The sequence below is a fragment of the Ruegeria sp. ANG-R genome (assembly GCF_000813985.1).
Lineage (GTDB): Bacteria > Pseudomonadota > Alphaproteobacteria > Rhodobacterales > Rhodobacteraceae > Ruegeria.
The window spans coordinates 266,998-279,102 of sequence record NZ_JWLJ01000001.1 but is presented as its reverse complement, the minus strand read 5'-3'; the positions used below and the strand labels follow the sequence as shown (position 1 = coordinate 279,102).

General features: G+C 58.8%; 10 protein-coding genes. 4 read left to right on the top strand and 6 right to left on the bottom strand.

Going from position 1 to position 12,105, the window contains the following annotated elements:
- Positions 1–4 precede the first annotated feature (4 nt).
- Positions 5–688, top strand: coding sequence for a DNA alkylation repair protein (locus RA27_RS01255; RefSeq protein ID WP_039534217.1), 684 nt, complete (start codon positions 5–7; stop codon positions 686–688).
- Here RA27_RS01255 and RA27_RS01250 read toward each other — a convergent pair.
- On the bottom strand, positions 676–1,092 hold the full coding sequence (locus RA27_RS01250) for a hypothetical protein (protein ID WP_039534215.1): 417 nt from the start codon (positions 1,090–1,092) through the stop codon (positions 676–678). The genes RA27_RS01255 and RA27_RS01250 overlap by 13 nt on opposite strands.
- Before the next feature lie 91 nt (positions 1,093–1,183).
- On the opposite strand from RA27_RS01250, the gene moaA reads away from it, so the two are divergent.
- Both moaA and RA27_RS01240 read left to right on the top strand, forming a co-directional pair.
- Positions 1,184–2,191: a GTP 3',8-cyclase MoaA gene (gene moaA / locus RA27_RS01245; RefSeq protein ID WP_039534213.1), complete on the top strand. Its 1,008-nt coding sequence runs from the start codon at positions 1,184–1,186 to the stop codon at positions 2,189–2,191.
- A 1-nt stretch (position 2,192) separates the two neighbouring features.
- The gene (locus RA27_RS01240; protein WP_039534212.1) at positions 2,193–3,491 is read left to right on the top strand and encodes a 3-deoxy-D-manno-octulosonic acid transferase; all 1,299 of its coding nucleotides are present in this window, start codon (positions 2,193–2,195) and stop codon (positions 3,489–3,491) included.
- Positions 3,492–3,567: 76 nt separating this feature from the next.
- Here the strand turns inward: RA27_RS01240 and RA27_RS01235 are convergent, their stop codons facing one another.
- Genes RA27_RS01235 through RA27_RS01215 form a run of 5 tightly spaced genes read right to left on the bottom strand, consistent with a single transcriptional unit; the run spans position 3,568 to position 10,113 of the window.
- Positions 3,568–4,731, bottom strand: a complete 1,164-nt coding sequence (locus RA27_RS01235; RefSeq protein WP_039534209.1) for a M20 aminoacylase family protein — start codon at positions 4,729–4,731, stop codon at positions 3,568–3,570.
- A gap of 20 nt (positions 4,732–4,751) precedes the next feature.
- Positions 4,752–5,915 carry a M20 aminoacylase family protein gene (locus RA27_RS01230; protein ID WP_039534207.1) on the bottom strand — a complete coding sequence of 388 codons (1,164 nt, stop codon included), beginning with the start codon at positions 5,913–5,915 and terminating at the stop codon, positions 4,752–4,754.
- An 18-nt stretch (positions 5,916–5,933) separates the two neighbouring features.
- Positions 5,934–7,100: a M20 aminoacylase family protein gene (locus tag RA27_RS01225; RefSeq protein WP_039534205.1), complete on the bottom strand. Its 1,167-nt coding sequence runs from the start codon at positions 7,098–7,100 to the stop codon at positions 5,934–5,936.
- 20 nt (positions 7,101–7,120) lie between these two features.
- Positions 7,121–8,287, bottom strand: coding sequence for an acetylornithine deacetylase (gene argE / locus RA27_RS01220; protein WP_039534203.1), 1,167 nt, complete (start codon positions 8,285–8,287; stop codon positions 7,121–7,123).
- 5 nt (positions 8,288–8,292) lie between these two features.
- Complete coding sequence (locus RA27_RS01215; protein WP_039534200.1) at positions 8,293–10,113, bottom strand: ABC transporter ATP-binding protein; 1,821 nt, start codon at positions 10,111–10,113, stop codon at positions 8,293–8,295.
- A 285-nt stretch (positions 10,114–10,398) separates the two neighbouring features.
- Here RA27_RS01215 and RA27_RS01210 point away from each other — a divergent pair, with 285 nt between their 5' ends.
- On the top strand, positions 10,399–12,105 hold the full coding sequence (locus RA27_RS01210; RefSeq protein ID WP_039536774.1) for a peptide ABC transporter substrate-binding protein: 1,707 nt from the start codon (positions 10,399–10,401) through the stop codon (positions 12,103–12,105).

The following is a 12,105-nucleotide window of genomic DNA, read 5'->3' as shown; positions in this document are numbered from 1 at the left end:
CCGTATGCAAGCCTATCTGGATCAGATCAAAGCCCATGCCGATCCTGACCGCGCAGAACAAGTGGCGGCCTACCACAAGGTTGACCGCCCCTATCTGGGTGTTCCGAACCCGGTTCTGAACGATCTGACCAAGGCTTGGCGGCGCGAACTTGACGTCGCCGACCGCATAACTGTTGCCGACGGTTTGTGGCAAACCAACATCCACGAGGCGCGGGTCGCTGCGGCCAAGCTGCTGACCCAGGCCCGTATCCGTCCCGATGACGCAGTGTGGGATTTGTTGCAAAGCTGGTTGCCCGATTTCGACGCCTGGGCCGTGGCTGATCACGCCTGCATGGCGATGCAAAAGCGCCTGTCTGCCGCCCCTCAGCGGCTGGATCAGGTCGAACGCTGGACCGGGTCAGGGCATATGTGGACCAAACGTGCCGCTTTGGTCGCCACCCTGCCCTGGACGAAACAGAACCATCCGAAACCCGAAGAGTTGCTTTGCCGCGACCGCATTCTTGGTTGGGCTGCAGGCTACGTCCCTGACCGGGATTGGTTTATCCAGAAAGCCATCGCATGGTGGCTGCGCGAGTTATCAAAGCATGACCCCAAACGTGTGCTGGAGTTTCTGGAAAAGCATGGTGAAGCAATGAAACCCTTTGCCCGCAAAGAAGCCGGAAAATACCTGCGCGCTCAGTCGGAATAAACTTCCAGCTCCACCAGTTCATCGAATGGCACCAATAGTGCGCGCATCGCCTCGAGCGACAGCCGACTACCGCCACCTGCGGGCCCTGGCGCGGGAACAAGCGTAACATAGGCTTGTGCACCTGTACGCGGCACGACAACACGACCGTTGATTTCCGTTTGAACCAGCGGAGTTTGCAGCCAGCGTCCCGGTGTATTTGGATCGCCCAGCCCGGCGACAGTCGTTTTAGCACCAGCCCACCCGGTCGCAGCGGCCACCGGCACGGGGGGGGCCTCAGTGACCTCCGCCGCTGCTGGGGCGGCCTCTGCTTCGCCCGGCGAACCTCCGAAAACCCGATCCGTCGTGGAGCGAACAGCATCACAGCCAGCGACCAGAACAAGAACCAAAATCAGCATGTATTTCATAACAGAAAGCCTAGTGCCCTGCGCCTATCTGTACCAGCCCAAAACGCAGTTGACCCTTGCCGCGAACCGGCCTCCGCTTTACCTATGAGCCATGACAGCTCCGCTTATCGACCCGTTTGCCCGCGCCATCACCTATCTTCGCGTCTCCGTTACGGATCGCTGCGACTTCCGCTGCGTCTATTGCATGTCCGAGAACATGACCTTTCTGCCGAAGAAAGACCTGCTGACGCTGGAGGAACTTGATCGGATGTGCACGACCTTCGTGAATATGGGCGTCGAGAAACTGCGCATCACCGGGGGCGAACCTCTGGTCCGTCGCAATATCATGAGCTTTTTCAACAGCATGACCCGGCATCTGGACAGCGGCGCGTTAAAAGAGCTCACGCTGACCACCAATGGCTCTCAGCTGCATCGTTTCTCGGATGATCTTTATGCGGCCGGAGTGCGGCGCGTGAATGTCTCTCTGGATACACTGGACGACGATAAGTTCGCCCGGGTCACCCGCTGGGGCCGCCTGAAACAGGTGCTGAACGGCATCGATGCAGCGCAGAAAGCCGGGCTGCGGATCAAGATCAACGCCGTGGCTCTGAAGGGCTTCAACGAGCCCGAATTGCCCAGAATCACCGAATGGTGCGCCGAGCGTGATATGGACCTGACCTGGATCGAGGTCATGCCCATGGGCGATATCGGCAATGAAGACCGGCTTGATCAGTACTGGTCTCTCAAGGACGTTCGCAAGGAATACGAAAGCCACTATACCGTCACCGATCTGACGGAACGCACCGGCGGGCCGGCCCGCTATGTCCGACTTGAAGAAACCGGTCAGAAAATCGGCTTCATCACGCCGTTGTCCCATAATTTCTGCGAAAGCTGCAATCGCGTGCGCCTGACCTGCACGGGTGAGTTGTACATGTGCCTCGGGCAGGAAGACATGGCCGACCTGCGTGGCGCGCTGCGGGATCACCCTGATACCGAGCAGCCGCTTGAGGATGCGATCCGCACCGCGATCAACCTCAAACCCAAGGGCCATGACTTCGACTATTCCCGGCAGGCAATCGACGGCCAGATGAGCCGCCATATGAGCCATACGGGCGGCTGAAATGCCCGATACCCGCGCACAGCCGACGCTGCTGTACAACCTGTACTGCGGTCTCACCACAATTGCCGGACCACTGGTCTGGCACAAAGTGCGCAGCAAACTGCAAGCTGCGGGTGTTCCCGAGAATCGCCAGCAGGAACGGCTCGGCCACGCCAGCCTGCCCCGCCCCAAAGGGCAACTGATCTGGTTTCACGCCGCCAGCGTGGGTGAAAGCCTCTCGGTCCTGAGCCTGATCCGGCGCTTGGCCAAGCGTCTGCCCACTACCGAGTTCCTGATCACCTCGGGCACTCCAACGTCCGCAGCGCTGATCGCCCAGCGCCTGCCCCCGCGCACCCGCCACCAATACCCGCCACTGGACAGCGCCGCTCCGGTGCGGCGATTTCTGGACCACTGGAAGCCTGATGCCGGGATCTTTGTCGAAAGCGAAATCTGGCCCCGCCTGATTGTGGAGACCGCCAAACGGGGCACGCCGCTGGCACTGCTCAATGCGCGACTGTCTGAAAAATCGGTCACCGGTTGGAAAAAGCGTCCAAACACCGCACGCTTCATTCTGGGTCATTTCAACGTGTTTTTGACCCAGAACAGTAGAACCGCCGATAACCTGATCGACATGGGCGCTGATGCGGACCGTATTGAACCCGGCACCAACCTCAAAGCCATGTCCGATCCGTTGCCAGTGGATCAGGAAACCCTGACCGATATCGGGACTCAGATAGCGAACCGCCCGTTGTGGATCGCCAGTTCCACGCATACAGGCGAAGAGGACATCGTTCTGCAGGCTCACAGGCAATTGCTGCAGCGCTGGCCCGACCTCCTGCTGCTGCTGATCCCGCGCCACCCTGAACGCAGGGGCGAGGTCCTAAACCTCACCAACGACGCCGGTATGTCCACAGCGCAACGCAGCACGGGTCAGCCGATTACGCCAGACACACAGGTTTATGTCGCTGATACTTTGGGTGAAACCGGAACCTGGTACGCGCTTTGCCCGATCGTATTCCTGGGGGGATCGCTGAAGGAAATCGGCGGTCACAATCCCTTTGAACCCGCGCAGGCGGGGGCCGCAGTGATCACCGGGCCGGGTTATTTCAACTTTTCCGAAACCTTCGAACCAATGATCGAAACCGGAGGCGCGGTCCAGATCAACTCGGCCAGCACGTTATCAGATGCCGTTGCCCTCTGGCTGTCAGACGAATCTGCGTTAGCTGCCTCACAAACGGCGGCCAAAGCCTGTGTGAATACACAGGAATCCGCGCTGGACACGGTGATCAATACGCTCTGTTCCCGCCTGTCGCTCAACTGACAAAACGCACCGCCCCCCTTCATCTGGCCGAAAATATCCCGGGGAGCGCGAGGGGCTGGCCCCTCGCTTCAACCCCTCAGGCCGCAGGCATACGTTGTTCGACAATTTCAGCCCACCAGCTGCATCCGGCTGGAATGGCTTCGTCGTTGAAGTTGTATTCCGGGTGATGCACCGCAGCCGTATCGCCATTGCCCACCAGGATATACGCCCCCGGGCGCTCCTCCAGCATAAAGGCAAAGTCCTCACCGCCCATGACCAGAGGTGCTTCATCGCAGCTACCGGATACCGATTTCGCCACCTCGGCCGCAAAATCCGTCTGCTCGTCGCTGTTCACCATCACCGGATAACCGCGAATATAGGTCACATCCGCCGTGCCACCGAATGTTGCGGCAACACCGTTGCAAATTTCATTGATCCGCTTCTCGGCCAGATCACGCATCTCCTTGCTCATGGTGCGCACGGTGCCTTTAATCTGCACCGTCTGCGGGATGACGTTGAACGCTTTCGACGACGTCTCGAACGATGTCACCGACACCACGACCTGATCGATGGGGTCCGCATTGCGCGAGGCAATTGTCTGCAGCGCCAGAACCGCCTGCGCCGTCATCACGGTTGTGTCCACCGTCTCCTGCGGCTTGGCAGCATGACCACCGCGCCCCTCAAAGGTGATGTCAAACTGATCGGTCGCCGCGAAGAACGAGCCCGGACGAATGGAGAAGCTGCCCACCGGACGCCCCGGCCAGTTGTGCATTCCATAGACCTCCTGGATGTTCCAGCGCTCCATCATACCGTCTTCGCACATCTCGCGACCACCGCCGCCACCTTCTTCGGCAGGCTGGAAGATCACCACCACGGTGCCATCGAAATTTCGCGTCTCAGACAGGTATTTTGCCGCCCCCAACAACATCGCCGTATGTCCGTCATGACCGCAGGCATGCATTGCGCCATCGGTTTTCGACGCGTAATCCAACCCTGTCGCCTCGTGGATCGGCAGCGCATCCATGTCGGCGCGCAGACCGATGACTTTGCCTTTCGAGTCCGATTTCCCCTTGATCACACCGACAACCCCGGTGCGGCCGATCCCGGTGACGACCTCGTCACAGCCGAACTCTTTCAGCTTGTCTGCGACCAGAGCGCTGGTGCGGTGAGTTTCGAACAGGATCTCGGGGTTTTCATGAATGTCCTGTCGCCATGCGGTGATTTCATCCTGCAATTCGGCAAATCGGTTCTTAACTGGCATGTCTTTCTCTCTCTGCTAACTCAAGCAGCCGGCATCCGGCGCTCGACCATTTCGGCAAACCACGAACACCCCATCGGGATGATCTCGTCGTTGAAATTGTATTCGGGGTGGTGCAAACCGGCGCTATCGCCGTTGCCCAGGATGATGAAGGCTCCGGGCCGCTCTTCCAACATGAACGAGAAATCCTCACCGCCCATCACCATGGGGGCCTCACCACAGCTGCCACCAACCGACACTGCAGCCTCAGCAGCGTAACCGGTCTGTTCCTCGGCATTGATCGTGACCGGGACACCGCGTTTGTAGGTGACCGTCGCAGTTCCGCCGAATGTCTCTGCAATCCCCTGAACCACCTCGCTCAGGCGCTGTTCGATCAGATCACGCATCTCGTTGGAATGGGTTCGCACGGTGCCCTTCACCTGCGCTGACTGAGGGATCACGTTGAACGCTTTCGAGGACGTCTCGACCGATGTCACCGACAACACTGCCTGCAGTATCGGGTCAGCGTTGCGCGACACGATGGTTTGCAGAGCGACGATCAATTGCGACAGCATCACCGTTGTATCGATTGTTTCATGTGGCTTGGCCGCGTGTCCGCCACGCCCGTCAAGGTGGATATCAAACTCGTCCGCCGCTGCCAGCAATGGCCCCGACCGGATAGCGAACTGACCGGTTTCCAGACCCGGCACATTGTGCATGGCATACACTTCCTGAATGCCGAAACGGTCCATCAGACCATCCTTGCACATGGCTTCAGCTCCGTTGCCACCTTCTTCCGCCGGTTGGAAAATAACGATGGCTGCGCCGTCGAAGTTCCGTGTTTCAGACAGATATTTTGCAGCGCCCAAAACCATCGCCGTGTGCCCGTCATGGCCACAGGCGTGCATGGCGCCGCTGGTTTTAGAGGCATAGTCAAGGCCAGTCTGTTCCTGCATCGGCAGCGCGTCCATATCCGCGCGCAGACCGATGACACGGCCCTGCGTATCGGTTTTGCCTTTGATCATGCCAACGACCCCGGTCCGGCCAATCCCGGTCACCACCTCATCACAGCCGAACTCTTTCAACTTTTCAGCCACCAGTGCGCTGGTGCGGTGCGTGTCATAGAGGATCTCGGGGTGCTGATGTATGTCCCGTCGCCAACCGGTGATTTCTTCGTGCATTTCCGCAAGGCGGTTCTTGATTGGCATGTGATCCTCCGCTGTTTGTCAGGTGACGGGCAATCGTCGTTCCACCAGCTCGGCAAACCAGCTGCAGCCGGCGGGAATTGCGTCGTCGTCGAAATTGTATTCCGGGTGGTGGCACATGGCCGTGTCCCCGTTCCCGATAAAGATGTAGGCTCCGGGCCGTTCTTCAAGCATGTAGGCGAAATCTTCCGACGGCATGATCGGATCGGTGTTGTCATTGACCTTGCCTGCCACCGCCTCTGCGGCGTCGGCGGCATAGCCGGTCTCGACCTCGGAATTCACCGTCACCGGATAACCCGGCGTCCAAGTCATCGCTGCCGTTGCTTCAAAGGCCGAGGCCGTGTCTTCAGCGATCCGGCGCACGCGTTCCTCGGCGATTTTGCGGTATTCGGGGTCCAGCGTGCGAACGGTTCCCTGTAAACGCACCGTGTGTGCGATCACGTTTGACGCCACACTGTCAGTTTCAAACGTTCCTACGGTCAGCACAACGCGTTTGATCGGATCAACCGTGCGCGATACAACCGACTGTAAAGCCACAACAATGTGAGAAGCCACCAAAGTGGTATCGACCGCATCATGGGGTGCAGCCGCGTGACCTCCTTTGCCGGTCACAACAATCTCGAACTCATCGGACGAGGCAAGCAGTGCACCGGGTCGGATGGCGAATTCCCCGACCGGCAGCCCTGGCATGTTGTGCATACCATAGACTTCCTGAATGCCCCAGCGATCCATCAGCCCGTCCTGACACATGGCCAGACCACCTGCCCCACCTTCTTCGGCCGGCTGGAAGATCAAGACAACAGTGCCATCGAAATTCCGCGTCTCGGCCAGATATTGGGCTGCCCCAAGCAGCATCGATGTATGCCCGTCATGCCCACACGCGTGCATTTTACCCGACACGGTCGAGGCATAGTCCAGCCCGGTTGCCTCTTCAATCGGCAACGCATCCATGTCGGCGCGCAAACCAATGACGCGGCCATTGGTGTCCTGTCGGCCTTTGATCACCGCCACGACGCCGGTTTGACCGATACCCGGTGTGATCTCGTCGACGCCAAACTCTTTCAGCCGGTCGACCACAAAGGCCGCAGTTTCCTGTACATCGTACATCAACTCGGGATGCGCGTGCAGATGGCGGCGCCACCCAGTGATCTCGCCATGCATTTCCGCAAGCCGGTTCTTGACAGGCATTTCAGTCTCCCTCCGGGTCGTTAACGGGACAATACCCCGACCAGTTTCTGCATGAACTTATGGCCCTGATCGAATTGCGCAACCTCGATAAATTCGTTGGGTTGATGCGCCTGAGCAATGTCTCCGGGCCCGCAGATCACAGCCGAATAGCCCGCTTCCTGAAACTGCCCGGCCTCGGTTCCATAACTGACAACATGGGTCGCGTTATCGCCGGTAAGTGAGCGCACAAGTGCCTCGGCCTCACCTCCGTCTTCGGGGATCAGGGCCGGTACCGCAAAGTCTTCCGCAACCTCTATGCGCGTCTCAGGGTGGACCGCCTGCATCCGTGCTTCGGCTTGCCGGACCTCATCGAGATAAGCGTCGCGCCACTGATCTGCGCTTTCGCCCGGCACAACCCGGAAATCCATCATGAACCGACAATCCTTGGCGGTGATGTTATGCGCCGTACCCCCATCGATCATCCCAACATGACAGGTTGTCCAGGGTGGGTTGAACACCGCAGCAATGTCCGACGGTTGTGCCGCCATATTCTCAGCATTGCGCTTGTTGGCCCAGTCGATCAGCGGTGCAGCCTCCATGATCGCATTGACGCCCGTGTGCATGATCGAGCTATGAACTTCGAAACCCACCATATGCGTGGCATACCCAAACCCACCTTTGTGACCAGTGACGGCCTGCATCATCGACGGCTCGCCCACAATCACGGCCGAGCCCTTGGGCAAAACCTTTTGCATCGCCTCGATCATAGGCGGCGCACCGGTGCAGCCGACCTCTTCATCAAAGCTCAGCGCCAGTTGAAGGGGGCGTCTGACACCAGCATAATGTGCCTCGACCAAGGCCCAGATCGCCAGAGCATCAAAACCCTTCATATCGCAGGTGCCGCGCCCGAAATACCTGCCGTCTTTAAGGGTTACGACGAATGGATCGGTATCCCAGGGCTGTCCATCGACGGGTACGACATCCGTGTGTCCCGAAAGCACGATGGCGCCTTCCTCCCACGGTCCGACATGGGCGAACAATGCCGCCTTGTGCGGCTGCTCCGGGTCGGGCCAACGATGAGAGCCAATCCCGTGACTTTGCAGATAATCCTCGACCCAATCCACCAGCGGCAGGTTTGTGTCGCGGCTGACAGTCGGGTACGAGATCAGCCGGGTCATGATCTCAAGCGGCGTCAGGCGTTCAGCCATAAGGCTCAGTACCCGCTGTCTGTGGTCAGCACAAAATGGCCGGGCTCAACCTCATTGTATTCCGACGGCTCCGGCTTGTATCCGATCGGATGAATAGGAGAGGGGATCGGTTTGAAATTCAGGTCTTTCTCCGATTTCCGCTTGTTTGGATCGGCAATCGGCACCGCCTTCATAAGGGCCTGCGTATAGGGGTGCTGCGGGTTTTCAAATACGCGCGCACGCGGGCCCAGTTCGACGATCCGTCCCAGATACATCACACCGACATGATGGCTGACCCGTTCGACCACGGCCATATCATGGCTGATGAACAGATAGCTGAGGTTAAGCTCGGATTGCAGTTCCATCATCAGGTTCAGAACCTGCGCCTGAACCGAGACGTCCAGAGCCGAAACGGCCTCGTCCGCGATAATCAGCTTGGGGTTTAGGGCCAGGGCGCGGGCGATTGCGATCCGCTGACGCTGACCACCCGACATCTCATGCGGGAAGCGGCGCATGAAACTGCGGGGCAGTTGCACCTTGTCGAACAGTTGCGCGACACGATCCTGCAGTTCGGAACCCGACGCGACACCATAGTTGCGCATCGGCTCCGCCACCTGATCGATCAGCTGCATCTGCGGGTTAAGCGAGGCGAACGGGTCCTGAAAGATCATCTGCATATCCAGCCGCGCCTTACGCAGCCCGGCCTGATCCAGCTTCATGATGTCGACACCGTCCAGATCGACCTCTCCCGCCATCGGCTCAACCAGCCGCAGGATCGAACGCCCCGCCGAGGACTTCCCACAGCCCGATTCGCCTACCAGACTAAGTGTCTGCCCCCGGTTCAGCGTAAAAGAGACATCTTCAACCGCATGTACGTTCGAAATCGTGCGGCGCAGCAATCCACCTTTGACAGCGAAGCGCGTGGTCAGGTTCTTTACGGTCAGCAGAACTTCGTCAGTGCCCGGGATCGGCGCGATTTTCTGACCTTCCTCACCCAGCAGTTTCATCGGTTCAGGTGCTGCTTTACCCTGCATTTCACCCAGTTTCGGAACGGCCGCCAACAGCGCCTTGGTGTAATCATGTTGCGGGTTTTCGAAGATTTCGTTGACCGTCCCCTCCTCAACCTTGTTGCCGCGGAACATAACCACAACGCGGTCGGCCATCTGCGCGACCACCGCCATGTCATGGGTGATGAACATCACCGCCGTGCCCGTTTCGCGCTTGAGACGGTCCATCAGCGCCAAAATCTCGGCCTGAATGGTCACATCCAGCGCAGTGGTGGGCTCGTCCGCGATCAGCAGGCGCGGCTCACACGCCATCGCCATGGCGATAACCACGCGCTGGCGCATACCACCGGACAGTTCATGCGGATACTGTTTCAGGCGCCGCTCAGGTTCGGGGATGCGCACCTGACGCAGCAACTCCAGCGCGCGTTCTTCAGCCTGCGCCTTGTTCATGTCCTTGTGGATTCGCAAGCCTTCAGTGAGTTGCCGACCAACGGTGAACACCGGATTGAGGGCCGTCATCGGTTCCTGAAAGATCATTCCGATCTCATTTCCGCGAATCTGCTTCATCAGATCCTGATCGGCACCGGACAGGTCCAATTCTTCGCCATCGCGACGATCGAACAGCAACTGCCCCCCGGCAATTTCACCACCGCCGAACTCTACCAAGCGCATCAGCGAAAGGGATGAAACCGACTTACCCGACCCCGATTCGCCAACGATACAGACGGTTTCGCCCGGATTGACCTCGAATGAGACATTCTCGACCCCGACCACCGGGCCGTCCTTTGTTTGAAATTCGACCCGCAGTTTTTTGATCTGGGCAATAGGCTGATCCAGCACGCGCGCTCTCCCCTTGGCGGCTTTTCGGATTGAGTGCCAAACGCTACGGCGGGGCGGCGGGAAAAGTCAAACCCATTGCAGCTTTTCCCTACGCCAAGGCTTGCAATTTTCCAAAACTCTGTTTCGATACGCCGCGTAACCGTTATTGGGAGAGAACGGAAAACAGACTAACGAAGCAATCGTTTTCGTTTGATTTCAGATTCTTAAACCCTGAAACGGCCACGCCCAACCCGCGGGCATCGCGGAGATAATCGAGACACGTATGTGTCCAACATGGAGTGTATGATGAAAATCAAAACCCTTTTGCTTGGTGCGATTGCAAGCACGGCAATGGCCCCGATGGCCATGGCCGAGCGTGGATCGGACGGCAATGTCAGCATCATTTACTGGCAAGCCCCGTCGATCCTGAACCCGTTTTTGTCGGGCGGCACCAAGGATGTGGAAGCGGCCTCGTTGGTGATTGAGCCGTTGGCCCGCTACGACCAGGACGGCAACATGGTGCCCTATCTGGCCGCCGAGATTCCAACCGTTGAGAATGGCGGCGTCAGCGAAGACCTGACCTCGATCACCTGGAAAATCGCACCGGGAATCACCTGGTCCGATGGCACGCCGTTCACTTCGGCAGATGTTGTGTTCACCGCAAACTACTGCATGGACCCCGATGGCGGCTGTGCTCAGGTAACGAAATACGAAGGCGTCACCAGCGTCGAGGCGTTGGATGATTTGACCGTAAAAGTCACGTTCGACGCACCGACCCCCTTCCCTTACGGACCCTTTGTGGGTGGCGAAAGCCCGATTATCCAGGCCGCTCAGTTCGCGGACTGCATGGGTGCAAAAGCGCCCGAATGCACCGAAGAGAACTTTAACCCAATCGGCACCGGACCGTTTGTTGTCACCGAGTTCAAACCGAACGACGTGATCACCTTCAAGGCCAACGAAAACTATCGTGATCCGGCGAAACCGGCCTTTGCTACCGTAACCTTCAAAGGTGGCGGCGATGCAACCGCGGCTGGCCGCGCGGTTATGGAAACAGGCGAGTTCGACTATGCCTGGAACCTGCAGCTGGCACCCGAGGTGATCGCGCAGATGGAAGCAGGCGGCAAAGGCACGCCGGTCGCAGGCTTTGGCCCGTTGGTCGAGCGGATCATGCTGAACCAGACCAACCCCTCGCCCGATCTGCCGGAAGGTGAGCGTTCGACCGCTCAGCATCCGCACCCGTTCCTGCAGGACCCGGCCGTCTACAAAGCGCTGTCCATGGCCATCGACCGGCCGCTGCTGGTGGAAATCGGCTACGGCCAGGCAGGTAAAGTGACCTGTAACTGGGTTCCGGCCCCGACAGCGTTCAACTCGACCTCGATGACCTGCGACACGCAGGACATTGACGGCGCAAACGCGCTGCTGGACGAAGCGGGCATTGTTGATACCGATGGAGACGGCATCCGCGAAAAAGACGGCGTACCGTTGAAGATCGTCTATCAGACCTCGACCAACGCGGTCCGTCAGGACTTTCAGGCGCTGATCAAGGAATGGTGGAGCCAGATCGGCGTGGAAACCGAGCTGCGCAACATCAACGCATCGGTCTTCTTCGGTGGTGACCCGGGGTCGCCGGACACCTTCCAGAAGTTCTATGCCGACGTTGAAATGTACGCCAACACCTTCAACGGCACCGACCCGCAGTCCTATCTGGGCAACGGCCTGTGTGACAAAGCTCCGCGTCCTGATACGCAGTGGCAGGGTGAGAACATCAGCCGCTTCTGCAACGAGGAATTCGACAAGCTGCACGCCAAACTGGCCGAAACCGCCGGTCTTGAGCAGCGCGCCGAGATCGCGAAACAGCTGAACGACATCATCGTTGAAAACGGCGGCATGATCCCGCTGGTTCACCGTGGTCGTCTGTCGGCACACGCAAACACATTGGGTGGCGTTGTCCTGAACGTTTGGGACAGCGAGCTGTGGAACGCCGCGGACTGGTACCGCAAGACCGGCTCCTGA